At 59.3% G+C, this 26,912-nt stretch carries 26 protein-coding genes; 9 read left to right on the top strand and 17 right to left on the bottom strand.

Features of this window, described 5'->3' with window-relative positions:
• Positions 1-7 precede the first annotated feature (7 nt).
• The 3 genes from yajC to queA all read right to left on the bottom strand — a co-directional run bounded on the left by yajC (position 8) and on the right by queA (position 2,641).
• Positions 8-340: a preprotein translocase subunit YajC gene (gene yajC / locus B4M48_RS15205; protein WP_039382958.1), complete on the bottom strand. Its 333-nt coding sequence runs from the start codon at positions 338-340 to the stop codon at positions 8-10.
• Positions 341-365: 25 nt separating this feature from the next.
• Positions 366-1,490: a tRNA guanosine(34) transglycosylase Tgt gene (tgt, locus tag B4M48_RS15210; RefSeq protein WP_039385736.1), complete on the bottom strand. Its 1,125-nt coding sequence runs from the start codon at positions 1,488-1,490 to the stop codon at positions 366-368.
• 71 nt (positions 1,491-1,561) lie between these two features.
• Positions 1,562-2,641 carry a tRNA preQ1(34) S-adenosylmethionine ribosyltransferase-isomerase QueA gene (gene queA, locus B4M48_RS15215; RefSeq protein ID WP_039382957.1) on the bottom strand — a complete coding sequence of 360 codons (1,080 nt, stop codon included), beginning with the start codon at positions 2,639-2,641 and terminating at the stop codon, positions 1,562-1,564.
• 102 nt (positions 2,642-2,743) lie between these two features.
• Here queA and B4M48_RS15220 point away from each other — a divergent pair, with 102 nt between their 5' ends.
• The 3 genes from B4M48_RS15220 (at position 2,744) to B4M48_RS15230 (ending at position 5,520) form a co-directional block, all read left to right on the top strand.
• Positions 2,744-3,325, top strand: coding sequence for an ACP phosphodiesterase (locus B4M48_RS15220; protein WP_039382956.1), 582 nt, complete (start codon positions 2,744-2,746; stop codon positions 3,323-3,325).
• 162 nt (positions 3,326-3,487) lie between these two features.
• Entirely contained in the window at positions 3,488-4,294 is an 807-nt protein-coding gene (locus B4M48_RS15225; RefSeq protein ID WP_039382955.1) for an inositol monophosphatase family protein, read from the top strand.
• The gene (locus tag B4M48_RS15230; protein ID WP_039382954.1) at positions 4,291-5,520 is read left to right on the top strand and encodes a histidine-type phosphatase; all 1,230 of its coding nucleotides are present in this window, start codon (positions 4,291-4,293) and stop codon (positions 5,518-5,520) included. Before B4M48_RS15225 ends, B4M48_RS15230 begins: the two co-directional genes overlap by 4 nt.
• Positions 5,521-5,804: 284 nt before the next feature.
• Here B4M48_RS15230 and proY read toward each other — a convergent pair whose 3' ends face one another.
• From proY to phoB, 6 genes are all read right to left on the bottom strand, one after another.
• Positions 5,805-7,160: a proline-specific permease ProY gene (gene proY / locus B4M48_RS15235; protein ID WP_039382953.1), complete on the bottom strand. Its 1,356-nt coding sequence runs from the start codon at positions 7,158-7,160 to the stop codon at positions 5,805-5,807.
• Between the two features lie 69 nt (positions 7,161-7,229).
• Positions 7,230-8,549, bottom strand: a complete 1,320-nt coding sequence (brnQ, locus tag B4M48_RS15240; protein ID WP_039382952.1) for a branched-chain amino acid transport system II carrier protein — start codon at positions 8,547-8,549, stop codon at positions 7,230-7,232.
• Between the two features lie 401 nt (positions 8,550-8,950).
• Positions 8,951-10,057 carry a cobalamin-independent methionine synthase II family protein gene (locus B4M48_RS15245; RefSeq protein ID WP_039382951.1) on the bottom strand — a complete coding sequence of 369 codons (1,107 nt, stop codon included), beginning with the start codon at positions 10,055-10,057 and terminating at the stop codon, positions 8,951-8,953.
• Positions 10,058-10,226: 169 nt separating this feature from the next.
• A complete protein-coding gene (locus B4M48_RS15250; protein ID WP_071668620.1) occupies positions 10,227-11,147 on the bottom strand; it encodes a PstS family phosphate ABC transporter substrate-binding protein in 921 nt (306 codons plus the stop codon).
• 68 nt (positions 11,148-11,215) lie between these two features.
• Positions 11,216-12,526 (bottom strand): phosphate regulon sensor histidine kinase PhoR, encoded by a 1,311-nt coding sequence (gene phoR, locus B4M48_RS15255; RefSeq protein ID WP_071668615.1) that lies wholly within the window; start codon positions 12,524-12,526, stop codon positions 11,216-11,218.
• Positions 12,527-12,541: 15 nt separating this feature from the next.
• Entirely contained in the window at positions 12,542-13,231 is a 690-nt protein-coding gene (gene phoB, locus B4M48_RS15260; RefSeq protein WP_039382949.1) for a phosphate response regulator transcription factor PhoB, read from the bottom strand.
• A 192-nt stretch (positions 13,232-13,423) separates the two neighbouring features.
• On the opposite strand from phoB, the gene sbcD reads away from it, so the two are divergent.
• From sbcD to B4M48_RS15275, 3 genes are all read left to right on the top strand, one after another.
• Positions 13,424-14,641, top strand: a complete 1,218-nt coding sequence (gene sbcD, locus B4M48_RS15265) for an exonuclease subunit SbcD (protein ID WP_071668614.1) — start codon at positions 13,424-13,426, stop codon at positions 14,639-14,641.
• Positions 14,638-18,315 carry an AAA family ATPase gene (locus tag B4M48_RS15270; RefSeq protein WP_288657135.1) on the top strand — a complete coding sequence of 1,226 codons (3,678 nt, stop codon included), beginning with the start codon at positions 14,638-14,640 and terminating at the stop codon, positions 18,313-18,315. The genes sbcD and B4M48_RS15270 overlap by 4 nt, the downstream gene beginning before the upstream one ends.
• Positions 18,316-18,418: 103 nt before the next feature.
• The gene (locus tag B4M48_RS15275) at positions 18,419-18,808 is read left to right on the top strand and encodes a cell envelope integrity TolA C-terminal domain-containing protein (protein WP_082032647.1); all 390 of its coding nucleotides are present in this window, start codon (positions 18,419-18,421) and stop codon (positions 18,806-18,808) included.
• Here the strand turns inward: B4M48_RS15275 and mak are convergent.
• Entirely contained in the window at positions 18,803-19,726 is a 924-nt protein-coding gene (gene mak / locus B4M48_RS15280) for a fructokinase (protein ID WP_039382946.1), read from the bottom strand. The genes B4M48_RS15275 and mak overlap by 6 nt on opposite strands.
• A 147-nt stretch (positions 19,727-19,873) precedes the next feature.
• Between mak and rdgC the strand changes: the two genes are divergently transcribed.
• Positions 19,874-20,785, top strand: coding sequence for a recombination-associated protein RdgC (rdgC, locus tag B4M48_RS15285; protein ID WP_039382945.1), 912 nt, complete (start codon positions 19,874-19,876; stop codon positions 20,783-20,785).
• Between the two features lie 56 nt (positions 20,786-20,841).
• Here rdgC and ppnP read toward each other — a convergent pair whose 3' ends face one another.
• From ppnP to aroL, 3 genes are all read right to left on the bottom strand, one after another.
• On the bottom strand, positions 20,842-21,126 hold the full coding sequence (gene ppnP / locus B4M48_RS15290; RefSeq protein WP_039382944.1) for a pyrimidine/purine nucleoside phosphorylase: 285 nt from the start codon (positions 21,124-21,126) through the stop codon (positions 20,842-20,844).
• A 143-nt stretch (positions 21,127-21,269) separates the two neighbouring features.
• Positions 21,270-21,461: a YaiA family protein gene (locus B4M48_RS15295; RefSeq protein WP_039382943.1), complete on the bottom strand. Its 192-nt coding sequence runs from the start codon at positions 21,459-21,461 to the stop codon at positions 21,270-21,272.
• Positions 21,462-21,572: 111 nt separating this feature from the next.
• Positions 21,573-22,097, bottom strand: coding sequence for a shikimate kinase AroL (aroL, locus tag B4M48_RS15300; RefSeq protein ID WP_039382942.1), 525 nt, complete (start codon positions 22,095-22,097; stop codon positions 21,573-21,575).
• A 283-nt stretch (positions 22,098-22,380) separates the two neighbouring features.
• Here aroL and B4M48_RS15305 point away from each other — a divergent pair, with 283 nt between their 5' ends.
• Complete coding sequence (locus tag B4M48_RS15305; RefSeq protein WP_039382941.1) at positions 22,381-23,043, top strand: DUF2076 domain-containing protein; 663 nt, start codon at positions 22,381-22,383, stop codon at positions 23,041-23,043.
• Here B4M48_RS15305 and B4M48_RS15310 read toward each other — a convergent pair whose 3' ends face one another.
• The gene (locus B4M48_RS15310) at positions 23,044-23,487 is read right to left on the bottom strand and encodes a YaiI/YqxD family protein (protein WP_039382940.1); all 444 of its coding nucleotides are present in this window, start codon (positions 23,485-23,487) and stop codon (positions 23,044-23,046) included.
• Between the two features lie 142 nt (positions 23,488-23,629).
• Between B4M48_RS15310 and proC the strand changes: the two genes are divergently transcribed.
• Positions 23,630-24,442 carry a pyrroline-5-carboxylate reductase gene (proC, locus tag B4M48_RS15315; RefSeq protein ID WP_071668612.1) on the top strand — a complete coding sequence of 271 codons (813 nt, stop codon included), beginning with the start codon at positions 23,630-23,632 and terminating at the stop codon, positions 24,440-24,442.
• A 68-nt stretch (positions 24,443-24,510) separates the two neighbouring features.
• Here proC and B4M48_RS15320 read toward each other — a convergent pair whose 3' ends face one another.
• From B4M48_RS15320 to iraP, 3 genes are all read right to left on the bottom strand, one after another.
• Positions 24,511-26,037, bottom strand: coding sequence for an FAD-dependent oxidoreductase (locus B4M48_RS15320; protein ID WP_071668611.1), 1,527 nt, complete (start codon positions 26,035-26,037; stop codon positions 24,511-24,513).
• A 134-nt stretch (positions 26,038-26,171) separates the two neighbouring features.
• Positions 26,172-26,480, bottom strand: coding sequence for a PsiF family protein (locus B4M48_RS15325; RefSeq protein WP_039382937.1), 309 nt, complete (start codon positions 26,478-26,480; stop codon positions 26,172-26,174).
• 79 nt (positions 26,481-26,559) lie between these two features.
• Positions 26,560-26,814 carry an anti-adapter protein IraP gene (gene iraP / locus B4M48_RS15330; RefSeq protein ID WP_071668610.1) on the bottom strand — a complete coding sequence of 85 codons (255 nt, stop codon included), beginning with the start codon at positions 26,812-26,814 and terminating at the stop codon, positions 26,560-26,562.
• Positions 26,815-26,912: the final 98 nt, after the last annotated feature.

Below are 26,912 nucleotides of genomic sequence, written 5' to 3' on the forward strand. Positions count from 1 at the left end.
GATAAAATTACAGCGCCTTCATCGACCCTTTCGGCAGGACGGCGGCCACGAAATCACGTTTAATCACTACTTCAGTGGTGTCGTTCAGGGCGATAGCGATATAACCGGTATCAGCAACTTTAGTGACACGACCCACCAGGCCGCCGTTGGTCAGCACTTCATCCCCTTTCGAGATGGAGTCCATCAGCTTTTTATGATCTTTGGCGCGCTTCTGCTGCGGACGCAGGATCATGAAGTAGAAAATCAGACCAAAAACCACCAGCATGATCACCAGAGAATACGGACTTCCCTGTGACGGAGCGCCCGCTGCTGCGACGGCGTCAGAAATGAAAAAGCTCATTTAATTTCCCTCATTGATAGAATAATCAGACGTTTAACGGTGGAACCGCTTTGCCCGTCCGTAGGTAGAACTCGCTAACAAAGTGCTCTAATTTACCCTCTTCGATAGCCTGGCGTAAACCCGCCATCAGACGCTGGTAATAGCGCAGATTGTGAATCGTATTCAGGCGTGCGCCCAGTATTTCGTTACAGCGATCAAGATGGTGCAAGTAGGCGCGACTGTAATTGCGACAGGTGTAACAATCACACTCCGCATCCAGCGGCGCGGTGTCATCTTTATACTTCGCGTTGCGGATTTTCACCACGCCGTCGGTAACAAACAGATGACCGTTGCGCGCGTTGCGGGTAGGCATGACGCAGTCAAACATATCGATACCGCGGCGTACGCCTTCCACCAGATCTTCTGGCTTTCCGACGCCCATCAGATAGCGCGGTTTATCTTGCGGAATTTGCGGACAGACATGTTCCAGAATACGGTGCATATCCTCTTTCGGCTCACCCACCGCGAGGCCGCCCACAGCGTACCCATCAAAGCCAATCTCTACCAGACCTTTGACGGAGACATCTCGTAAATCTTCGTAAACACCGCCCTGGATAATCCCGAACAGCGCATTTTTATTACCGAGTGAATCGAAGCGATCGCGGCTGCGTTGCGCCCAGCGCAGCGACATCTCCATCGAACGTTTTGCATAATCCCAGTCAGCCGGATATGGCGTGCACTCATCGAAAATCATCACGATATCGGAGCCGAGATCGTACTGGATCTCCATCGATTTTTCCGGATCGAGGAAGATCGGATCGCCGTTGATGGGGTTGCGGAAATGCACGCCCGCTTCGGTGATCTTACGGATATCACCCAGGCTGAATACCTGGAAGCCGCCCGAATCGGTCAGAATCGGTCCCTGCCAGTTCATAAAGTCATGCAGATCGCCGTGCAGCTTCATGATCTCCTGCCCCGGACGTAGCCAGAGATGGAAAGTGTTGCCCAGCAGGATCTGCGCACCGGTCTCTTTCACTTCTTCCGGCGTCATGCCTTTAACGGTGCCATACGTGCCCACCGGCATAAATGCCGGGGTTTCAACCACGCCGCGATCGAAAACCAGACGTCCGCGACGCGCGCGTCCGTCTGTTGTATCTAATTCAAATTTCACATTAACCTCATCAGAGAAACAGTCTGATTTACCCGACTGTAGCCGTGCCACCCGCAGGCAGCACCGGAACATTAAGGGTGTGTGCTTCCGACAGGTTCGTCAGGAGCGTGCGGATTACGGGTGATGTACATCGCATCCCCGTAGCTAAAGAAACGGTACTGTTCGGCCACCGCGCTCTGGTACGCCGCCATGGTGTTTTTATAGCCAGCAAACGCAGAAACCAGCATAATCAGCGTCGATTCCGGCAGATGGAAGTTGGTAATGAGCGCATCGATAATCTGGTAGCGATAGCCAGGATAGATAAAGATCTGCGTGTCATCAAAGAAAGGCGCCAGCGGCACATCCTGACTCGCCTGAGCGGCGCTCTCCAGCGAGCGCACCGACGTGGTCCCTACCGCGACAACTTTATTGCCGCGTGCTTTACAGGCCAGCACCGCGTCAACCACATCCTGCGGCACCTCTGCATATTCCGAGTGCATGATATGGTCATTGATATTTTCAACGCGCACCGGCTGGAAGGTACCGGCCCCGACGTGCAGCGTCACAAACGCCATCTCTACCCCTTTGGCTTTCAGCGCCTCCAGCAGCGGTTCATCAAAGTGCAGCCCGGCGGTTGGTGCTGCCACCGCGCCAGGACGGGCGCTGTATACCGTCTGGTAAAGCTCGCGATCGGCCTCTTCATCCGGGCGATCGATATAGGGCGGCAGCGGCATATGGCCTACGCTATTGAGAATATCGAGCACCGCGCGTTCATCGGTAAAGGCGATCTCAAACAGCGCATCGTGCCGCGCCACCATGGTCGCTTTTACGCTCTCATCGTCGCCCAGCAGCAGCTCAGTGCCCGGCTTTGGCGCCTTTGAGGCACGCACGTGCGCCAGCACCCGCTTATCATCCAGCATACGCTCTACCAGCATTTCAATCCGGCCGCCGCTGGCTTTACGTCCATAGACGCGCGCCGGGATCACCCGCGTATTATTGAACACCAGCAGATCGCCGGGATTAAGCTTCTCCAGCACATCGGTAAAGACACCGTGCGTCAGGGCGCCGCTCGGGCCATCAAGGGACAGCAGACGGCATCCGCTGCGCTGCGCCTGGGGATAGTGGGCAATCAGGGATTCGGGCAACTCAAAGCTAAAATCGGCGACACGCATGTATAACTTTTCCGGACTCAAAAACAGGCGGCATAGTTTAGCGGAAAAGTGGGAAATTCTGAACAACTGGCTGCAGAGACGCGATTCTGCCTATAATAGCGCATGAATTTTCTTGCTCACCTTCATCTTGCCACGCTGGCAGAAAGCTCGCTGCTGGGCAACCTGCTGGCCGACTTTGTGCGCGGCAACGTTCAGGCGCAGTGGCCGGCACCGGTTGCAGCGGGGATCGCCCTGCACCGCCGTATCGATGTGCTGACGGACAACCTGCCTGAAGTGCGTACCGCCCGGCAGTGGTTTCGGCCGGAAACGCGGCGCGTAGCCCCGATTACGCTTGATGTGATCTGGGATCATTTTCTTGCGCGCCACTGGCAGCAGTTCCAGCCCGATATCTCACTCGCCGCCTTTAGTGAGGCTGCGCAGCAGCATATTGTGCCGCAGCTGGCGGGAACGCCAGAAAGCTTTATTGAGCTCAACGCGGTGATGTGGCGCGAACGCTGGTTTGAACACTACGCCGAACCGGCGCGGCTGGAGCGGGTGCTGCGCGGCATGGCGTATCGCCGTCCCCGTCTTGCGGCGCTGCGCGACTCCTATCAGGATTTTGTTGATCACTATGACGCGCTGGAAGCGCTGTTTTTTGCTTTCTATCCGCGTCTGATGGCGGATGCTCGCGCACAGCGCCTCTGAATCCGTAATCCGCGCCAATACCTCTTCTCCCCTCTTGCCAGCCGCATATATCTGCGGCTTAATGAAGCCTTTCTTAACTTTACCAGACCCGACCACACCACCATTCCGCCTGTTCAGGCACGTCTGGTTACTACACCAGCCAGAAAATGATAAGAGGGAAACATGTCATCAGCTACGTTAACTGAATTAGAGGCGCGCTATCAGTTTGCCTGCGAGGTCGCCAGAGCCGCTGGCAGTCGCGCCATGTCGTGGTATCAGCAGCGTAACCAGCTGGTTGCAGAATATAAGAAGGATTTACAGGATCTGGTCAGTGAGGCTGACCGCAACGTTGAGGAGTTAATCCGGCACCTTATCCTTGAACGCTTTCCTGAAGACGCGGTTATCGGTGAGGAGAGCGGCGGAGACGCCGGACAGGCACGCTTTATCTGGGTAGTTGACCCGATTGATGGCACCAGCAACTTTCTCAGCGGGCTGCACAACTGGTGCGTGGCGCTGGCGATTGTGTGTGAAGGCGAACCGGTTATTGGCGTGGTATGCGATCCCAATCATCAGGAGATCTTTCACGCCTGCCGGGGCAAAGGCGCATGGATGAACGAGCAGCGTATCCGGGCACACAGCGCCGGCCAGCTGAGCCAGGGGCTGTTTGGTCTGGGCTGCTCCACCAGTCAGCCTGCGGCTCCACTGCTCGACTTTATCAGCGCGCTGCTGCAGCAGGGCGGCATGTTTATCCGCAACGGTTCCGGGGCGCTGATGAGCGCGTGGGCGGCGGCCGGGCGGCTGACCGGCTATTACGAAGCGCGCATGCAGCCGTGGGACGGCCTGCCAGGCATCGTACTGATGCGGGAAGCGGGTGGAGAGACCAACCGTTATGAGCAGAATAATGGCCTGACGCAGGGCAATCCGGTGCTGCTGGCTAACGCCACGCTCTGGCCGCAGATCAATGCGCTGCTGGCGGAGCCGCTGACGTGAAATCGCTGCTGATATTGCTGCTGCTGCCGCTGCTCGCCACCGCAGCCGATCGCTGGCAGCTGGAAAAGGTGGTAGAGATCGGCCGGCACGGCGTACGTCCTCCGACGGCGGCTAACCGGGCAGAGATTGAAGCGGCCACGCAGCACCCCTGGCCGCGCTGGAGCACGGCGGATGGCGAGCTTACCGGTCACGGCTACAGCGCGGTGGTCAATAAAGGACGCTGGCAGGGTAACTACTACCGTCAGGCGGGCCTGCTCCACGCGGGCTGCCCTGACAGCCGGCAAATTTATGTGCGCGCCAGCCCGCTGCAGCGCACGCGGGCCACGGCACAGGCGCTGACTGACGGCGCGTTTCCCGGCTGCGGTGTGCCGATGCACGTTGTCGCCGATGGGGCGGATCCCCTGTTTCAGAGCGATAAATTTCCATTTGCCCGGACCGATCCTGCCCGCGAGCAGGCAGCGATTGCCGCACGCGCTGGCGACCTTGCTGCGCTGCAGCAGCGGCTGCAGCCGGCGATCCGGCAGCTAAATGCGGCGGTCTGTGACGGCGATTGCCGCTTTTTTTCACGCCCGTGGCAGCTGAAGCAGACCCGGAGCGGCCACAGCTATATCCAGGGATTAAGCGTCATGGCGAGCATGGTGGAAACGCTGCGTCTCGGCTGGAGTGAAAATCTGCCACCAGAGGCGCTGGCGCAGGGGCGCCTGAACAGCGCGCAGCAGATTACGGCGCTGCTGCCACTGCTCACCGCAAATTACGATCTGAGTAACGATGTCCCTTATCTGGCACAAAAGCGCGGCTCAATATTGCTCGATGCGGCGATCGCGGCGCTCGAAGATCGTCCCGGCTCGCCCGATACCCGCTGGCTGCTGCTGGTAGCCCACGATACCAATATCGCAATGGTGCGCACCCTGATGAATTTCAGCTGGCAGCTGCCGGGCTACGCGCGCGGTAATATCCCGCCGGGCAGCAGCCTGGTGTTTGAGCGCTGGCGCGATACGCGTGACAACAGCCGCCGGCTGCGCATTTACTTTCAGGCGCAGAGTCTGGATGCGCTGCGCCAGCTCGCGCCGGTGGATCGGCAGCACCCTTTACTGCAGGCAGAGTGGCATCAGCCAGACTGTCACGACAGCGCCATCGGCACGCTCTGTCCTTATCAATCGACGCTGGCTCAGCTCAGGCAGGGAGTCGACAGCAGCGCCCTCGCCCCCGTCACATGGGCTCCCTGAGTCAGTTGCACCTTTGTTCAGCCCGCCATGCGGGCTTATCAGTTTCCCGGCCGCCTCTTCGTTCTGCTGAAGCGTTTTTATGGCTGAATTGCGATAATTCTATATTTGTCCGCTGTGACATAACGCTATGAAATTTAGCGTATTCTGAGTGCGTCAATCATCCCTTAGTTTTGACCTATTTTTCCGTTTTGGTTCTATTTTTCGGCGACAGGATGCGCCGAATACTTTTTTTCCCATAAAAAAAGTCGCCACACAGGGCGACTCTTTTCTTTTTAGCCTGACGCTCAGCGTTTCTGCTTTTTCACCAGCGGCCACGCCAGCAGCAGCAGCACAATCCAGGCAAAGCCCACGTAGAGTGAAATTCGCGTATCAGGGAAATAGCCAATCAGCGCAATGATAAAGGCGAGAAACAGCACGCCTGCCCAGGTGGTGGCACTGCCGCCCGGTACGGCAAACTGCAGCTGCGCCGCCTGCGCCTTGCCAATTTTGCGCCGGAATGCGATCTGCGACAGCAGGATCATGATCCATACCCAGACCGTGGCAAAGGTCGCCAGCGAGGCGATCACCAGGAAGACTTTTTCCGGCATCAGGTAGTTCAGATAAACGGCGATAAGCATCGCAAACATCATCACCACCACCGTCACCCACGGGATGCCGCGCGAAGAGACTTTCTGGAACACTTTAGGCGCATGGCCCTGCTGCGCCATACCGTGCAGCATACGCCCCACGCCAAACACATCGCTGTTGATGGCAGATAGCGAAGCGGTCAGCACGACAAAGTTAAGAATTGACGCCGCCGCAGCGATACCCAGATGCTGGAACGTCAGCACAAAGGGGCTGCCCTCGGTACCGACCTGATTCCACGGGTAGATCGACATGATGACAAACAGCGTACCCACATAAAACACCAGGATACGCAGCGGCACCGAATTGATCGCGCGCGGAATCGATTTGGCGGGCTCATCCGCTTCACCGGCGGTAATACCGATGATTTCGATCCCGCCATAGGCAAACATCACCATCTGCAGCGAGAGCAGCATACCCACAATACCGTGGGCGAAGAAGCCGCCGTTGCTCCAGAGATTATGGATCCCGGTCGGCGTTCCGCCGTTGCCGATGCCCCAGAAAATCATGCCAAAGCCCGCCACAATCATGATGATAATGGTGGCGACCTTAAAGAAAGAGAACCAGAACTCTACTTCGCCAAACACCTTCACGCTCATCAGGTTGATGGCGCCGATAATCAGCACTACCGACAGCACCCAGATCCAGTGCGGTACATCCGGAAACCAGACGCCCATATAGATGCCAAATGCGGTGACATCCGCGATCGCCACAATCAGGATCTCAAAGCAGTAGGTCCAGCCGGTGATATAGCCCGCCAGCGGACCGAGATAATCCTGCGCATAGCGCGAAAAGGAGCTTGATTGCGGATTGTTAACCGACATCTCCCCCAGCGCACGCATGATGATATAGGCCACCGCGCCACCAATAATATAGGCCAGTAAAACGCTGGGCCCCGCCATCCTGATAGCATCCGCCGAGCCGTAAAACAGCCCGGTACCGATTGCCGATCCCAGCGCCATAAAGCGAATATGGCGCGTGCTCAGTCCGCGTTTGAGCGTGTTGGTTTCTTGCATAACAAACAGGTCCTGTGAAAATGAAAAAACCACGGGCAAGCCCGTGGTCGGAATGAACAGCCGTGTCGTTTACTGCCGGACGACTACCTGCTGTGGTCCTTTAACGCGATCCACGACGGCAGCAATCACCATCATTGCCAGCGAAGGCGGCAGCCAGGCGAGTCCCTGGTCGGCCAGCGGCAGATGCTGGCTGAACAGCGGCAGTATCTCTTTAAAGCTGGTGGTTTTGATTGCATCCACAATGCCAAACAGCAGGCTGACCAGCATGGTTGGCGCAATAATACGCGCGCTGCGGTTCCACCAGTTGAGGGTGAAGCTTAGCACTATCAGCACGATACAGGGCGGATAAATTGCTGTCAGCACCGGGATGGAGATCTGAATCAGATGGCTCAGCCCCAGATTTGATACCACCATCGAGAACAGGCCCAGGATAAACACCAGCGCTTTGTACGAGAGCGGCAGATACTGTGCAAAGAACTCAGCGCAGGCGCAGGTCAGGCCAACGGCCGTTACCATGCAGGCGATAAAGATCAGCGCCGCGAGGAAGAAGCTGCCCATGCTGCCAAACGTCTGCTGTACATAAGCGTGCAGAATAGCGGCGCCGTTGGCATTCTGGTCAACCAGGCCAGCGCTGCCGGAGCCAAGCTTGAACAGGCTCAGGTAGACCAGCGTCAGTCCGACACCGGCGATCAGGCCAGCCAGCATAGTGTAGCGCGTCAGCAGTTTCGCATCTTCAACGCCGCGCGAACGTGCCGCGTTCACAATCACGATACCAAACACCAGGGCGCCCAGCGTATCCATGGTGAGATAGCCATTTACAAAACCGGTAGAGAACGCCGCGCGCTGATAGTCTGCCGTCGCAGGCGCAATACCGCCCGCCGGCCAGACCAGCGCGGCAACGCCGAGTATGGTCAGCGCGACAATTTTCAGCGGCGCCAGCACGTGCCCGACGGTATCCAGCAGCTTGCCCGGATAGAGGGAGATCCCGATAACCAGCGCAAAGTAAATAAGGCTATAGATAAACAGCGGCAGCGGGCCGTCACCGGTCAGCGGAGCGATACCGACTTCAAACGAAACGGTCGCGGTACGCGGCGTCGCAAACAGCGGTCCCACGGCCAGATAGCAGACCGTCGCCAGCAGCAGACCCGCTGCTTTACCGATTGGCGAACTGAGCGCATCGATGCCGCCGCCAACGCGCGCCAGCGCGATCACGGTCATGACCGGCAGGCCGACCGCGGTCGCGAGGAAGCCGAGTGCGGCGACCCAGACGTGTTCACCAGACTGAATTCCCACCATCGGTGGAAAGATAATGTTGCCTGCGCCAACGAACAGGGCAAAGGTCATAAAGCCCAGCGCAAGGATGTCCCTCGAGGTTAAACGGTATGTCATAACTTCTGTCGTGCCTGTAGCTGATGTTGCGGTGGAAGTTGAGTTTGTGTTGTCCCCTGATTGCGCGATAACAATGGCTTAGCTGGATTACCCAGTGCGAAATGCGGGCCGAATCGAGACAGCGCAGGTGATTTAATCTGCTTTTCTTCTGTTCACAGAGGGATGAATCGACAACGGCGCAAATTAAAACGTTTATAGCGGAGAAAGACAATACAGGATCGGAAAACCAGAAGGATATCGCGCATAAGCGTACGCAGGCAGTGAATATGGGCGAAATAGCCGCTAAACACCCCAGATGATTTGTTTAAAATTCAGACAAAGCGAAAGTTGTTCTTGCATAAGTGCGGTTCAGGATGCACAAAAGGCGCGATTTACGCGCCTGTCTGCACAACTTTACACTCTCACCACACCTGTTTAGCGATATCCACCACCAGACGGATCTTCTGCCACTGCTCCGCTTCGCTCAGGCTATTACCCTCTTCGGTGGAAGCAAAGCCGCACTGCGGGCTGAGGCAGATCTGATCGAGGCTGACGTACTGCGCCGCTTCCTGCAGCCGCGCTTTAACCTGTTCAGGATCTTCCAGCGCGCCGGTTTTGGTCGTGATAAGGCCGAGTACCGCTTTCTGATGACCTGGCTTAATAAAGCGCAGCGGCTCAAATCCGCCGGAGCGTTCGTTGTCATACTCCAGGAAAAAGGCGTCGATATTCACGCCGCCAAACAGGATCTCCGCTACCGGCTCATAGCCGCCTTCTGATATCCAGGTCGAGCGAAAGTTACCGCGGCACACGTGCAGCCCGACGGTGAGATCGGCCGGTTTATCTGCCAGCGCCGCGTTCAGCACCTGGGCATAAGTGCGGGCCAGCGCCTGCGGATCGTCGCCGCGTGCGCGGATCTGCTCCTGCTGCTCCCCGGAGCAGAGATAGGCCCAGACGGTATCGTCCAGCTGCAGATAGCGGCAGCCGGCAGCATAAAACGCGGCAATGGCGTCTTTATAGGTCTGCGCCAGATCGGCAAAGTAGGCATCCAGATCGGGGTAAACCGTGGCGTCGATAACCTTGCGGCCGCCGCGGAAATGCAGCACGCTCGGGCTGGGAATCGTCATTTTAGCGACCGCGTCGCCGGCGATACTCTGCAGAAAGCGGAAGTGTTCCAGCATCGGATGCGCCGGATTAAACGAGACTTTACCGGTGACTTTTACACCGTGCGCTTTGGTCTGTACGCCGTTGAACTGGATCCCCTGCTCCGCTTCGAACAGCTCTACGCCATTCAGATCGCCAAAGAAATCGAAGTGCCACCACGCGCGACGGAACTCGCCGTCAGTGACAACCTGCAGGCCATTGGCACGCTGCTGCGCGACAACATCGCGAATAGCCTGGTCTTCCACTTCGCGCAGCTGCTCAGCGCTAATCTCACCACGGGCGTGCTGTTCGCGCGCCTGTTTGATCGCAGCGGGACGCAGAAAACTGCCGACGGTATCGGCGCGGAACGGGGCGTGCTGAGCGGGCATAGATTCTCCTTGCAGACCGGTAGTTGCGGTCAGGTATAATTTCTTCTGGTTATTTCAGCCATCTGGATGGCTATATGTCCAAAGAGTGCCACGCTTCCGCGCGCGGGGCAACGGAAGAATTTTCAGCAGACATGAAGAAAATTCATTTTCCTGAGCACGCGCTTGCTGCTTATTCAATGGCCGCCCGCGCAGCGGAGATTTGCGCATCGGAGAGAGGTAAATAGCCCGCTTCCGCCACCCGCCGCTGTCCCTGCGACGACAGTACCTGATGCAGAAATGCCGCCACCAGCGGCGGCAGCGGCTTGCCCGGTGGTTTGTTCACGTAAATATAGAGCGGCCGGAACCAGGGATAGCGGCCGCTGCGGATGGTATCGGCATCGGGCATGATGCTTTCGCCGGTCCGGGTGACAATCGGCACGATCTTCACACCGCTGAGATGAAAGCCAAAGCTGGCGTAGCCGATACTCTCTGGCGTGGTCGCAACCGCCTGCACCACGGCAGCCGAACCGGGAAACTCCGCCACGTCAGCGCGAAAATCGCCGCGGCAAAGCGCCTGCTGCTTGAAGAACCCCCAGGTGCCGGAGGCAGAGTTGCGGCCAAAGCGCTGGATGCGCCGCTGCGCCCACTTATCATCTGTTACGCCCGTATCGCCCCAGCGCTGCGGAACCTGCGTGCCGCCGCACAGCCGGGTAACAGAATAGAGCGCATCAAGCTGCGGCTGGCTGATACGCTGCAGCGGATTAGCCTGGTTCACCACCACGACCAGCGCATCCATGGCGACCGGTACGGCGAGCGGCGGATAGCCGTAGCGGGCAATAAACAGCTGTCGCTCATCGTTCTGCATCGGCCGGCTCATCGCGCCCAACTGTGCGGCTCCCGCTGCCAGCGCCGTTGGCGCGGTCGAAGAGCCCGCCGCCTGTACCTGAACGTTGACGCCGGGCGCCTGCAGGCTGAAATCTTCCCCCCACAGCGTCATCAGATAGCCCAGCGTATCTGAGCCGGCGCTGCTGAGGTTGCCGGTCAGCATCGCTTTTTGCGCCTGCGCCAGCAAAGAGAAGAGCAGCAGAAGTGTGAACAGCAGAGATTTCAGCATGGAGCCGCCGTCAGAGAGAAGAAGAGCGCTATTGTGGCAAGCCTGCGAAAACGGCGCAATGCAGATTACCCCGCCCGCTCCTGCGCGGCCTCTTCCACAATCAGACGCGACGGCAGCAGAAAGCGAAAGCAGGTCTCCTGATGCGGCCAGCTGCTGATCTCCAGCCGCGCACCGTGATGGCTCAGCGCATGCTTGACGATCGCCAGCCCCAGTCCGCTGCCCCCGGTGGCGCGCGACCGCGCTTTATCAACGCGGTAAAAGCGCTCCGTCAGGCGCGGCAGATGCTCTTCGCTGATGCCGGGACCGTTATCGCAGACTTTAAACTCCGCTCCCTGCCGCGTGCGCAGCCAGCTGATATGAATATGCGTGCCTTCCGGCGTGTGGTTAACCGCGTTATAGACCAGGTTCGAGATAGCGCTGCGCAGCTGCTCGTCGTTACCCAGTACGCGCAGATGAGGATCGGTATGGAAGTGAATAACATGGCGCCCCTGGCTCAGCGTTTCCGCTTCGCGCTGCAGCAGATGCAGCATGGCCGGTACATCGACCCGCTCTTTGAGATCGAGCGCCGGGGCCGCCTCGATGCGCGACAGCGTCAGCAGCTGCCTGACCAGGCTGTCCATGCGTCGGGTCTGCTCCTGCATCGTGCCCAGCGCTTTGCTGCGCGTGCGCGCATTCATCGCCTCATCGTCCATCATCTCCAGATAGCCCTGCAGCACCGTGAGCGGCGTACGCAGTTCATGACTGACGTTGGCAAAAAAGTTGCGGCGGGCGCCCTCCAGCTGATGCATCTGGGTCACATCGCGCGCCACCATCAGCCACTGCCCCTCGCTGTAAGGCATCACGCGGAACTCCATGTGCCGCTGATTATTCAGCACCACCGTCAGCGGCCGGGCAAAGTCGCGCTGGCGGATATAGCGGGAGAATTCAGGATAGCGCAGCAGGTTGAGAATATTCTGGCCGTTATCCTCCGGCCAGCGCAGCCCCAGATGCTGCTGAGCGAGGCCGTTGCACCAGAAAATGGTGCCCTCTTCGGTGGTGAGCACCACGGCATCCGGCAGCGACTCCGCGCCGCTGCGAAAACGCCTGATCAGGTTTCCCAGCTCGCGGCGGCGACGGCGGTTACGCAACTGCATCTGGTAGAGGCCATAAAACAGCGGTTCCCAGCTGCCGCGCCCGGTGGGCGGCGTCATTGAGCGGTCGACCCACAGCCAGTGGGAGAGCCGCATCAGATTAGTAAAGTGCCAGGCCAGAACGCCTGAGACGGCTGCCAGCAGCCACCACGGCAGATAACCAAACAGCAGGCCGAACAGCAGCGCAGGCAGACAGGCCAGCGCCAGCTCGGTCAGTAATCGCTTCCAGGAGAGGCGTTCCAGCACGGTAGCAGGCTCCGTTTAGTAGCGGGCAGAGAAACGATACCCTGTTCCGCGTACGGTTTGCACCATACGATCGTGGCCGGAGATTTCCAGTGCTTTACGCAGGCGACGAATATGCACATCTACGGTGCGATCTTCGACATAGACGTTGGTGCCCCAGACGTGGTTCAGCAGCTGTTCGCGGCTGTAGACCCGCTCCGGATGCGTCATAAAGAAATGCAGCAGCTTATATTCGGTTGGCCCCATCTCCAGCGGCGTGGTCTCCGACATCACGCGGTGTGAGGAGGGATCGAGACTCAGCCCCTGCATCTCAATCACCTCTTCGACCGCCATCGGGGAGATGCGCCGCATGACGGCTTTGATACGCGCCATCAGCTCTTTCGGTGAGAACGGCTTGGTGATGTAATCATCTGCGCCCACTTCCAGTCCGCGCACGCGATCCTCTTCCTCACCGCGCGCGGTCAGCATCATGACCGGGATATCGCGCGTCATGGCTTCGCGCTTCAGATGCTTAATAAACTGGATGCCGCTGCCGCCGGGCAACATCCAGTCCAGCAGGATCAGATCGGGCCAGGGTTCAATCAGCCGGCTAATCGCGCTGTCATAATCTTCCGCTTCAATAGGCTGATAGTCGTTCTGTTCCAGTACAAAACATAACATTTCCCGGATGGGCGCTTCATCTTCCACAACCAAAATGCGCTTGGCCATTATTGCTCCTGCGAGTGTGACGGGATGTCACTAGGATATGCGGCGTCATTATGCGTCAGTTTTATGACACTTTTATGAAAAACCCGGCCGGTAAGCAAGAGATAAAAACCACCCTCGCACCGGCAAAAACGTCTTTTTTCCTTTGTGCCCGAAGCCGTTATACTGGCCGCCAGCTTTCAGGCAGGACACCCCATGCGCATTATTCATACCGCAGACTGGCACCTCGGTCAGTTTTTTTACAGCAAGAGTCGCGCCGCCGAACACCAGGCTTTTCTTGACTGGCTGCTCCGGCAAATTGCTGAGCATCAGGTTGATGCACTGATCGTGGCAGGCGATCTGTTTGATACCGGTTCGCCCCCCAGTTACGCCCGTGAAATGTTTAACCGGTTTGTGGTCGCGCTGCAGCCCAGCGGCTGTCAGCTGGTTGTGCTGGCGGGCAATCACGATTCAGTCGCCACGCTGAATGAGTCGCGCGAACTGCTGGCCTGCCTTAACACCCGGGTGATCACCAGCGCTACCCCCGGCGGTGAACAGCAGGTGCTGACGCTGACGCAGCGCGACGGATCGCCGGGCGCGCTGCTGTGCGCCATCCCCTATCTGCGCCCGCGCGATATTCTGCGCAGTCGGGCCGGTCAGTCCGGTCGCGACAAGCAGTTATCGCTGCTGCAGGCGATCGAGCAGCATTACCAGCACTGCTATAGCGCCGCCGTGGCAGAAAGAGAACGGCTGGATGAGCCGCTGCCAATCGTCGCCACCGGCCACCTCACTACCGTGGGCGTGACCAAAAGCGACGCGGTACGCGATATCTATATCGGCACGCTGGATGCGTTTCCGGCGCAGGCGTTTCCGCCCGCAGACTACATTGCACTCGGCCATATTCACCGTGCGCAGCGGATTGCCGGCACGGAACATATTCGCTACAGCGGCTCACCGATCCCGCTCAGTTTTGATGAGAGCGGACGTGATAAAAGCGTCTGGCTACTCGATTTTGGCCGCACGCTGGAGAGCGTAACCGCGCTGACCATACCCGCCTTTCAGCCGATGCAGATGCTAAAAGGTTCGATGGCAGAGATTGAGGCGCAGCTGGCACAGTTTGCCCGCTATGAGGGATCGCTGCCGGTATGGCTGGATATCGAGATCACCACGCAGGAGTACCTCACCGATCTGCAGCGGCGTATTGAACAGCTCACGGCCACGCTGCCGGTAGAGGTGCTGCTGGTGCGCCGCAGCCGCGCGCTGCGTCAGCGCAGCCTGGAACGGCTGACAAATGAGACGCTGAGCGAACTGAAAGTCGAAGAGGTTTTTGCCCGTCGCCTGGCACAGGAGTCAGAGCTGGACGCGCAGCAGAGTGACGGACTGACCCGCCTGTTTCGCAGCGCGCTGGCCGCCCTGGAGGATCCATCCGCATGAAAATTCTGACGCTACGTTTTAAAAATCTCAACGCGCTGCGCGGTGAATGGCTGATCGACTTCCGCCAGGAGCCGTTCGCCAGCAACGGTCTGTTTGCCATCACGGGCGCTACCGGCGCCGGCAAAACCACGCTGCTGGATGCGATCTGCCTGGCGCTCTATCACCAGACGCCGCGCCTTGGCGGGCTGTCGCAGAGTGAGAATCAGCTGATGACGCGCGACACCGCCGAGTGTCTGGCTGAAGTCGAGTTTGAAATCAAAGGTGAAGCCTGGCGCGCCTTCTGGAGCCAGAACCGGGCGCGCGGTCAGGCTGACGGCAAGCTGCAGGCGCCGCGCGTGGAGCTGGCGCGGGTCGCTGATAATCAGATCGTGGCGGATAAAGTCGGCGATAAGCTGAAAGCCATAGAGTCGCTCTCCGGGCTCGATTTTGCCCGCTTCACCCGCTCAATGATGCTGTCACAGGGTCAGTTTGCCGCGTTTCTCAACGCCCGGCCCGGCGAGCGTGCCGAACTGCTGGAGGAGCTGACCGGTACCGAAATTTATGGCGATATCTCCATCCATATCTTTGAACGCTGGCGCGCGGCGCGCGGCGCGCTTGAGACGCTGCGCGCCCGTGCCGGCGGCATCGCGCTGCTGGATGAGGCGCAGCGGGCGTCGCTCACACAGCAGCTGGAGACCTTAAGCGCGGAGGAGCGCGCGCTGAATGCACAGCTTACGCAGGCGCAGACGCAGCAGCAGTGGCTGGCGCAGGCACAGCAGCTGACGCAGGAGCAGCAGGACGCTGACGCGGCGCGCCAGGCAGCGGAGCAGGCGTGGCAGCAGGCGTCCGCAGAGCGCCAGCAGCTGGCGCGCGCCGAGCCGGCAGAGAAGCTGCGCGCCGGACTGCAGCTGCGTGAACAGCTGCAGCAGGACAGTGATGCACAGCAGCAGCTGGTCCGGCAGCTACAGGCGCAGCAGCAGCAGGCTGAAACCACGCTGCAGCAGGCGGAACGCGATTATCAGCAGGCGCTGCAGAAGCGCGATGAGGCGGTGGAAGCCGGACAGCAGCTCGAAACGCTGCTGACTGAGCAGGTGCTGCCGCTCGATCAGCAGATAGCGCGCACCGCGCAGCAGCTGAGTGAACAGCAGCAGCAGCTGACGCAGCAGCAGCAGGCGGTCGCCCGCAGCGAACAGGCGCTGCAGCAGCAGCAACAGGTGAGTGAACGCTTACAGCTACAGCTGGCTGAACAGCAGGCGTGGCGCACGCGCGAAGCGGCTACCGCCGGCTGGGGGCCGGAGCTGGCGCGCTGGCAGGCTGATATCGGACACCTTGAGGAGCGTGAACAGGCGGCGACGCAGCTTGCCGGACAGCAGCAGCGGCAGCAGCAGCAGCTGGCGCAGCTACAGCAGACGCTGGCAGCGCGTGAACAGGCGGCTAAGCCATTAGCGCAGGCGGAGACGGAGAGCCGCCAGCAGCGCGAACAGGCTGAGCAGGCGCTGACCTCTCTGGAAAATCAGCAGCGCAGCGCCGATCTGCGCAATGCTCTTGCGCGCTATCAGCAGCAGCGCGCCCCGCGTCAGCAGCTGACGCTGCTGGCCGCGCAGTGGCAATCGCTGCAACCGCAGCGCGTACAGCGGGCTGCCCGGCTGACGCAGCTGCAGCAGAGTTACCTGCAGGGTGAAGAGACACTGCAGAAACTGCGCGACAGCTGGAAGCGCGAGCATCAGGCGCTGCTCGATCTGCGTCGCCTGTGCGAACTGGAACGGACCATTGCCCGGCTCTCTGATGAGCGCGCCAGACTACAGCCTGACGCCCCCTGCCCGCTGTGTGGTTCCTGTCAGCACCCGGCGGTAGCGGACTATCAGCAGCTCCGGCCGGATGAGAATCAGCAGCGGCTTACCGCGCTGGAGACGGCAGTGGCGCAGCTGAAAGAGGCGGGCACGGCACAGGGCGAACAGCAGAAACTCTCTCTGCAGCAGCAGCAGGCGCTGGAAGAGGAGCTGGCTGAACTGGATCGCCAGCTGGCCACCATCGATACCAGGTGGCAGGCGCTGTGCACCCCACTGGGGCTGCACTTTACGCCGGCGCAGCATGCAGAGTTCACTGCCTGGCAGCAGCAGCTGGAGGCGCAGGAGCTGACGGAGCAACAGCAGCTGCAGGCGCGTGAAGAGGCGGCAGCAGTGCTGCAGCAGGCTAAAGATGCCCATCAGCAGCAGCAGCAGCGTTGGCAGCAGCATCTGCAGGAGCAGCAGCTTGCACAGCAGCAGCGGGAGAGCGCACAGCAGCAGCTGGCCGATCTGGAGCAGCGTTTCAGAGATGAACAGCAGGCGCTGCAGCACGCTGCGGCGCGGCTGACGGAGCAGCTCGCGGCCCATCAGCTTCGCCTGCCGGAACCCGCCGGACGCGCCAGCTGGTTTGCCGCACAGCAGCAGCGCTGGCAGCGTTGGCAAGAGAGTGAGCAGTTACTGACTTCTCTGCAGCCGCAGATCGCCAGAGCGGGGAGCGAGCAGCATAGCCTGCAGCAGACGCTGCAGCGTGAACAGCAGCAGCAGGAGAGCCTGCAGCACGCTCTGACGCTGATGCAGCAGCAGCAGCAGGATCTGCAGCAGCAGCGCAGCCAGCTGTTTGGCACGCGCAGCGTAACGGAGGCGCGCCGGCAGCAGCACACGCTACTGCAGCAGCTGGAACAGGCGCTGGCAGGGGCGCTGCAGCAGTGGCAGCAGGCGCAAAGCGGACTGCACAGCCTGCAGGGTCAGCTGGCGCAGACGTACAGCCAGCAGGCCGCCCTGACGGAGCGCCTGCAGCAGGCGCAACAGCAGTTCAGCCAGGCGCTGCGGCAGAGCGAATTTGCTGATGAAGCAGCACTGCACGCGGCGCTGCTGCCGGAAGAGGTGCTGCTGCCGCTGCGCGCCCGTCTGCAGCAGCTGGAGCAGCAGCGTTTGCAGCAGATTGCTCTTTATGAACAGCTGGAGCAGCGGCTGGCGCAGCATCAGCAGCAGCGTCCCGCTGGCTTCAATGATGAACAGGCTGCCGCTCTCAGCCAGCAGCTGGAGACATTACGCCTGGCGCTGCGTGATAACGCGCGCCAGCAGGGAGAAGCGCAGCAGCAGCTGCAGAGTGATGCACACCTGCGTCAGCAGCAGCAGGCGCTGCTGGCAGAGATCGCCGCCGATGAAGCTGAGCTGGTGCAGCTGAGCCGCCTCAACGATCTGATCGGTTCAGCCAAAGGTGACAAGTTCCGCCGGTTTGCGCAGGGGTTAACGCTGGATCATCTGGTCTGGCTGGCGAATCGTCAGCTCGATCGCCTGCATGGTCGCTATCTGCTGCAGCGACGCCTCAGCGATGAGCTGGAGCTTGAGGTGGTGGATACCTGGCAGGCGGACGCAACCCGCGATACCCGGACGCTTTCGGGCGGTGAGAGTTTTCTGGTGAGTCTGGCGCTGGCGCTGGCGCTCTCCGATCTGGTCAGCCACAAAACCCGCATCGAATCTCTGTTCCTTGATGAAGGGTTTGGCACGCTGGATGCTGAGACGCTCGATACCGCACTCGACGCGCTGGATGCGCTTAACGCCAGCGGGAAAACCATCGGCGTGATCAGCCACGTTGAGGCGATGAAAGAGCGTATCCCGGTTCAGATCCGGGTGCGGAAAATGAATGGTCTGGGATACAGCAAGCTGCAGCTGCCGGGGGAGTAACCTGCGACTGATTCTGGTTCTGCAGAGAGTCAGAGGAATGCCATAGCTTTCCGCCCGGCGCGCGGTAGACTCAGCGGCTGGCTCCCGTTTTTCAGGTTCTGTTATGAGAATAAATTTGATCGCCGCCGCAGCCGGTCTGCTGCTGGCAGCGCTGACGCTGACTGGCTGCGCCCGTCCGCCTGCCACGCCGCCAGCCGCCTTAAGCAACCTGTGCGAGCCGGACGTGGCACCGGAAAGCGCCTCCTGCCACTGGACGCGCAGCGTTCAGCATCAGCTTAACCAGCAGTTTCGCGATGCGGCGCACTACGCCGGACAGCAGTGCTGGCTGCGGCTGGAGTGGCAGGCCAGCGGGCGCTTTGCCGTTACCCAGACGCAGGGAGATGAGGCGCTGTGCCTGCGCGCCTGGCAGCTGGTTGGCCAGTCCGCCGCGCTACCGCCGCCGCCCGATCGCACCCAGCCAGCGTGGTTTGGCTTTGCACCGCGTAAGTCATAACGTCGCCTGTCCCTCCAGCGGCCAGAGCCACGCTGCGCCGCGAACGCCGCTGGAATCACCGTGCAGCGCTTTACGCACCGGCGTTTCACACTCGCGGCCAAACACCCAGGGTTGCATCAGGCCGGGCAGCGTCTGGTACAGACGGTCCACATTGCTCATTCCGCCGCCCAGCACAATTACGTCGGGATCGAGCAGATTCACCACCTGCGCCAGCGCTTTCGCCAGCCGCTGTTCGTAGCGGTTCATCGCCTGCTCCGCCAGCGGATCCTGCTGCGCAATCAGCTGCATAATCTCCGCACCGCTGAGCGCCTGCCCGCTTAATCGCTGGTAATCAGTAGCAAAACCGGTTCCGGAGACAAAGGTTTCAATACATCCCCGTAAGCCGCAGTAGCACGGCACCTCCTGCTGAAAGCGCTGCTCATCGGCATCCATCCACGGCAGCGGATTGTGCCCCCACTCGCCGGCGTTGCCATTGAGCCCGATACGCGACACGCCGTTCATGGCGATCCCCGCGCCGGATCCGGTGCCGATGATCACCGCAAACACCAGCGGCTGACCGGCGCCGGCGCCGTCGGTGGCTTCAGAGACCGCCAGACAGTTTGCATCATTGGCAATACGCACCTCCCGGCTCAGCGCCTGCGCCAGATCTTTATCCAGCGGCTGTCCGTTCAGCCAGGTGGAGTTGGCATTTTTAACCCGCTGCGCATAGGGCGAAATCGAGCCGGGAATACCGACCCCGACGCTGCCCCGCTCTCCGGTCTGCGCTTCGGCCAGACGAACCAGATCCGCCATCACACCGACCGTAGCAGCGTAGTCGTTGCGCGGGGTATTCACGCGATGACGGAACAGCTGCGTGCCGTCATCCGATAAAGCAATAACCTCTGTCTTGGTGCCGCCTAAATCGATACCGATACGCACGGGTTATTCCTCATTATTCACATGGGGTGGAGATACAGTAGAGGGGCGATTCGGGAAAGGCAATGAAACCCGGCGCAGGTTTCGCTATCATGCGCGCTCCCTGTTTGAGACTTGTGCGCCCGATCGCACCCACGGTAAGGAATCCCGATGTTGTGGTTTAAAAATATGATGGTTTATCGTCTGAATCGTGACCTTCCGCTGTCCGCAGACGATCTGGAAAAACAGCTTGATGCATTTACGTTCTCACCGTGCGGAAGTCAGGATATGGCCCAGACCGGCTGGGTATCGCCGATGGGTAACCGCGGGGAAGCGCTGGCCCATGAGGTCAACGGACAGATAGTGATCTGCGCCCGTACCGAGCAGAAAATTCTGCCTTCACCGGTCGTGAAGCAGGCGCTGGATGCCAAAATTGAGAAGCTGGAGGCGGAACAGAGCCGCAAGCTGAAGAAAACCGAAAAAGATTCGCTGAAAGATGAAGTGCTGCACAGCCTGCTGCCACGTGCTTTCAGCCGTTTCAGTCAGACCTTTCTGTGGATCGATACGGTCAATAACCTGATCGCTGTTGACTGCGCCAGCGCCAAAAAAGCGGAAGATACGCTGGCGCTGCTGCGCAAAAGTCTCGGCTCGCTGCCGGTCGTGCCGCTGACCATGGAGAAGCCGATTGAGCTGACGCTGACGGAGTGGGTGCGCGGCGGCGACCTGCCCGCAGGCTACGCCCTGATGGATGAGGCGGAGCTGAAAGCGCTGCTGGAAGATGGCGGCGTGATCCGCTGCAAGAAGCAGGATCTGATCTCCGATGAGATCGCCAACCACATTGAAGCGGGCAAAGTGGTGACCAGACTGGCGCTCGACTGGCAGGAGCGAATTCAGTTTGTGATTGCTGATGATGGTTCAGTAAAGCGCCTGAAATTCAGCGATACGCTGCGTGAACAGAATGATGATATCGATCGCGAGGATTTCGCTCTGCGCTTTGACGCTGACTTTACGCTGATGACCGGCGAACTCGCTGCGCTGATCGCCAGCCTGACCGACGCACTCGGCGGCGAAGCACCACGCTAATCAGGCATAAAAAAAGCTGCAGCCTGAAGGTTGCAGCTCTGTCTCTCTTGCGCCGTTTACAGGTAGCGGCAGAGATAGGAGGTAGGCTCAGCTACCTGCAGATGAAACTCACTGTGGCCAGGGACATTAAATGTGCTGCCCGCCTCATACCACTTCCACTCCGCCTCACCTGGCAGCAGCACTTTCAGTGCGCCGCTCACCACCGTCATCTCTTCCGGCTGGCCGGTGCCAAAGGTGTACTCGCCTTCAGCCATAACGCCTACGCTGGCGCGGCCGATGGTCACGCTGTCGAACCCGATCGATTTCACTTTTCCGTCGAAATAATCACTGACATTGAGCATGCTTTTTCCTCGCAGCACATGAAGGTTATCAGCAGATTACAAGGGAAGCCCTCAGGGTGTCACGCAAATAAATCGCTGCTGGCGCAGCGGCAGGAAAATTCAGGAGAGTGCGGAGAATTCACTGGCGTCCCTGCCAGTGCGGCTTATTCTTTTTCCACATCTTCGTAGCGATCTTTCGCATCCTGCGCTTCCTGCTCAGATTCATGCTCGCTGATCAGGGAGTTCTCTTTAGGATGATCGGCACGCAGTTCATACCAGGTAACTTTTTTACCTTCGGGCCCTTTTTCGACGGCCACAACACGGGCTTCACGCGGATAGGGTGGTCTGGATGGCATCGTTTTCCCTCTCTTATCAGTGTTCCACACGGCAGTGGCGATCCGCTGCCTGTTACTGAGTATAGACCAGCATGCATTGATGCCAGTAAAGCGGGAGTTTTCTGATAAAAATCAGCTGGCGCGGGCCAGCGCGAGCGAACGTATTATCTGTTCTGCAACCTGCTCTGGCGGCTGCATGGCATCAACCTGATAGTGGGCCGCCTGCTGATAGAGCGGCGCGCGCAGGCGCAGGATCTCATCCATCTCCTCGGCAATTGGCTGGCCGGTAAGCGTGGGCCGCTGCGCGGTTTCAGGCTGCTGCTGCAGCCGGTTCGCCAGCGCTTCCGCCGGTGCGCTGAGCCAGATCACATGCCCCCGCTCGCGCATAAAGCGGCGGTTCACTTCAGCCAGCACCATCCCGCCGCCGGTGGCTATCACCGCTGCTGGCGTGGTGACGGCGCGCAGCGCCTCGGTTTCGCGCGCGCGGAAGCTCTCCCAGCCTTCACTGGCAACAATTTCAGCCACGCTGCGCTGCGCGGCCTGCTGCAGGTAGTGGTCGGTATCGCAGAAGGTGTAATTCAGCATGCGCGCCAGCACCTGGCCGATAGTGGTTTTGCCGCATCCGCGTGCGCCGATAAGATAGATGGGTAATGACATCCGGGCTTATTCTCCGCCGTGCTCTGCCGCGCCGGCAGGCGATCAGGTCAATAATGCGTCGCATAATATCCGGATTTTATTTCAGCAGCCAGTTTCGAAGCACAAAATACGCGCACTCTGGCGGCTGCTATAATTAGCTCACTGAATTTACAGCGAAAAACCATGCGCATTTTGTGCATTACCCGGGCGGTGTAAGCGGGCAACATTTGCTTACCACGTCAGTGATTTACTTTCGCGCCCCCTGCCCGCATATAGATAGCCTTAACGCCAACGGAGGTTCACCATGCAAAATCAGGAACAGCAACTCATTGAAAATCTCTTTAGCCGGTTAAAACAGGCCGGTGAGCAGAGTGGCCCGCGCGATGCGGGCGCGGAACAGCTTATCCGTCAGCATCTGCAGAACCAGCCCGACGCGCCCTACTACATGGCTCAGGCGATTCTGATTCAGGAAGCTGCGCTGAAAAAGCTGAATGCCCGCATCACCGAGCTGGAAAATAACCAGGCACAGCAGCAGGCTCCGCAGCAGAGCGGCGGCTTTCTTTCCGGTTTATTTGGCGGCGGTTCGCGTCAGCAGCAACCGCAGCAGCAGCAGCCTGGCTGGAACAGCCCGCCCCCGCAGTATGCGCAGCAGCCAGCCGCACCGGCCCGCGGCACGGGCTTTCTCGGCGGCGCGCTGCAGACGGCCGTGGGCGTGGCAGGTGGCGTGGTGATGGCGGATATGCTCACCAGCCTGTTTCATCACTCGCAGCCGGAAGAGATCGTGAATATTATCAACGAACCGGCGCTGCCGCAGGTGGATGAGAACCTGGATACGTTCAACGGCAACGACAGCAGCAATGCGTTTCTCAGTGACAACAGCAGCTGGAATGACAACAGCTTTGCCGACAACAGCGATCTGAATGATTTTGACAACGGCGGCTTTGATGATGATGACAGCTTTGTCTGATCAGCGCTGACGCAGCCACTTGTCGAGTTCGTTGGCAAACAGCTGGCGGTCACGCGGGCTCAGCGCCGCCGGGCCGCCGCTCTGAATGCCGCTGGCGCGCATCGTTTCCATAAAATCGCGCATGGTCAGGCGCTGCCGGATGGTATCAGGCGAGTAACGCTCGCCGCGCGGATTCAGCGCGGCAGCCCCTTTTTCCAGCACTTCCGCCGCCAGCGGAATGTCGCCGGTGATCACCAGCTCGCCGGGCTGCACGCGCTTCACAATTTCATTGTCCGCCACGTCAAAACCGGCCGCGACCTGCAGCGTCTTCAGAAAGGGTGAAGGCGGCACGCGCAGCGGCTGGTTAGCGACAAAGGTCACCGTCACTTTTGTCCGTTCGGCAGCGCGGTAAAGTACCTCTTTAATGACCACCGGACAGGCGTCAGCATCGACCCAGATTGACATAATGGTTTCCCTGTAATGAATAACAGGCGCGATCTTGCCGCGCTGGTCAGGAAAGGCAATCGATATTTTGCCGGCACTTGTTATTCACGAGCGCTGACGTAAGCTAACCCGCAGCGAAATCAATACGATTAAGGAGAGAGCGATGCTGGAGAAAAAAATCGGCTTTATCGGCTGCGGCAATATGGCCCGGGCGATTATCAGCGGCCTGGTCAACAGCGGGCTTATCGCCCCGACCAATATTCTGGTATGGGACCGCAAAGCGGAAACCAACCAGCAGATGGCGCAGCAGTACGGGATCAGCGCGGCGGAGAGCGCAGAAGCACTGGCGCGCGAGGCGGATATCCTGTTTGGCGCGGTCAAACCTGATGTGATTCTGAAAGTGCTCAGCGATCTGGCGGGCGTGATGAAGAAGGATGCGCTGGTGGTCTCGATTGCCGCAGGCGTGACGCTGGATTCGCTGGCCGGCGTGCTGGGTCACGATCGCAAAATTGTGCGGGTGATGCCCAATACGCCAGCGCTGGTCAATGAGGGCATGACCTCGGTGACACCTAACGTGCTGGTGGAGCCGCAGGAAGTGGACGATATCGTCGCTATTTTTGAAAGTTTCGGTAAAGCCGCCGTGGTCAAAGAGTATCTGATCCACGCGGTTGTGGGCGTCAGCGGCTCTGCTCCGGCATATGTATTTATGTTTATTGAAGCGATGGCCGATGCTGCCGTGCTGGGCGGCATGCCGCGTGCGCAGGCGTATGAGTTTGCCGCGCAGGCGGTGAAAGGTGCTGCGCAGATGGTCATCGAGACGGGCACACATCCTGCTGAGCTAAAAGATCAGGTCTGCTCGCCCGGCGGCACGACGATTGAGGCGGTAAAAGCGCTGGAAGAGAATGGTTTTCGCGCGGCGGTGATGAACGCCATGCAGCGCTGCATGGCGAAGTCAGAGGCGCTGAGCAAAGCGTAATCGCAGCCCTCTTCTGCCGGCGATCCGGTCCTCTTTCCTGAACTGAGGACCGGAATTAAGCCGGGCAGTTACGCGGTGTACTGCTCATAGAGCGCCACGCCCTGCGCCAGCGTCAGCGGCTGCTGCATCTGTTCGATTAGCGCGGCGGTAAGCGTGTACAATCCGGCCGAGCAGACCGCTGCAATTCTCCCCTGCTGGCAGTAGAACGCAATAAACGTCTGGTCATCCAGCGAACCCAGCAGACGATATTCATCCCACTCTTCGGCATGCCCGAGATATTCGTAACGGGTGCCGTAGTGCGCCGTCCAGAAAAAAGGTACGCGGTCGTACTCAATCTGCTTATCCAGCATATTCAGCGCGGCAATGCGCCCCTGCTGGTGAGCCACGCGATAGTGCTCAATGCGCTGTTCGCCATCAGCGGTGGGATAGGTGGCGATATCGCCGGCGACCCAGACGCTATCCGTAACCCGCAGCTGGCGATCGGTCAGGAGGCTGCCATCCTCCTGCAGCGTTAAGTCATGCACAAACCCGGTTGCAGGTCTGACGCCGGTGCCGAGCAGCACCCGCCGCGCGGGCAGCGTTTTGCCTCCTTTCAGGCGTACCGCAGTGACTTCACGCTCTCCCTCCAGCGCCTCCGGCTCACCCTGCTCAAAGATAACGCCGTTGCTGCGGTGCAGCGCATAAAAATGCTCCGCTATCTCTTTGCCAAACTGTTTTACAAACGGCAGACGCTGGCGGGCAACCACGGTGACCTTGACGTCACGACTGCGCAGCGCTCCGGCAACTTCCATACCGATAAAACTGTTGCCGACAATCACCAGCTCCTGCGTTTCATCGACATCGTTCAGCAGCGCCTCAGCCTGATCGCGCGAACGCAGCAGGTGAACGCCGGCCAGATCCCGGCCGGGAATATCCGGCGCCTGCGGTACGCCGCCGGTCGCCACCAGCAGCCGGTCAAACCTCACCTGCTCTCCGCTTTTCAGCGTTAGCGTCTTTGCACGCGCCTGCAGCTGCACCACCTCATCCTGCAGCAGTTCGACCGGCCCCAGCACATCCTGCTCCAGCAGCGCAGGGACATCCTCAATAGCCATTTTGCCCGACGGCACAAACTTGCTGAGCGCGGTACGGTCATACGGGGCCGCGGCCTCCCGCTCGATACGAATAATCTGTCCGCTGAATCCCTCATCGCGCAGCGTCCAGATTGCCGCGGCGCCCGCCGCTCCGCTGCCGAGAATGACATAGACTGGCGCGCTATCTGCCGCAGCGGGTGCGGATGCCTCAGAAAGCGGCTGTTCACTGACCAGCACCTTGCCCTGCTCGATCCGCACCGGATAACGCGTCAGGTTGGCCAGCGCCAGCGGTTCACACATTTTGCCATCCTGCAGCTGAAATACCGCTTTGTGCCACGGGCAGATCAGTTTGCCGTCACAGACGGCCCCTTCCGCCAGCGGCGCGCCGGCGTGCGGGCATTTGGCCTGAAACGCCTGCACCTGATCGCCATCGCGGATCAAAATAATGTCGGTCTCGCCCACGCTGAACGGCACGGGCTGCTGCTGCGCCAGCGCGTTAAGCTCTGTGATAGATTGATAGCTCACACCTTGCTCCTTTATTATTTTCGGATGCGGGATGACAAACCCCTGCAAAGAGTAAGTGTGGCAAAGCGTGGGAAACTGGCAGGAAAAATAAAGCAAGCGGCAGCTAAGTCATTAATCAGATGCCGCTTTTATCATCAGGCGCTTTTTTTCAGGCAGGTGCTCATAAAGGTTTTGCGCGCATCGCCCGAGAGATCTTTTTCCCCGGCTGCACTGTTGCAGCTTTTCATTTTCAGCTGCTGCGGCGTCATATTGCCGAGCTTGCTCTCTTTTTTCAGGCAGTCGCTCATAAACGTTTTGCGCTCATCGCCTTTCAGATTTTGCGTGGCGGCGAGCTGATTACAGCGCGCCATCTTCTCCTGCTGCGGCGTTTTTTCTGCAGCGCCGGCGCTGCCGACGGTAAACAGCAGCGCAGCGCCAGTCAGAATCAGTAACGAATTTTTCATTGCCGGGATCTCCGTGTAGGGGGGCTTTATCAGTCTGGCACGAAAATCAGTAAAACAGCGGCAAATCGCTTACGCGCGCTTACTGGCGAGGGTATTTGAGTAATTTTTCGATGTAATTTCGCAGCAGCACCGCATCAGCGCTCTCAGCAACCGGCGCGGCGGGCGGCATCGCGTTTTTAATCGCGCTGGCGATTTGATGGTGCTGTTCCGCATCCAGCTGGCGCAGCATGGCAGTCAGTACTATCTCCAGCGCCTCGATCTGTACCACCAGCTCTTTGGACGCCTCTTCTTTCTCCGCCAGCCTGAGCAGGAGTTCTGCAATCAGATTTTTCATGCAATGAACTCGATAAGGAAAGGAGTGCTGACGTTAGCACTGAGCAGAAGAAAACAACAAGCGCTTTTCCTCACTTTTGTGAATAAATAAGCCTTAAA

Source organism: Pantoea sp. UBA6567 (assembly GCF_002434165.1).
GTDB lineage: Bacteria > Pseudomonadota > Gammaproteobacteria > Enterobacterales > Enterobacteriaceae > Pantoea > Pantoea eucrina.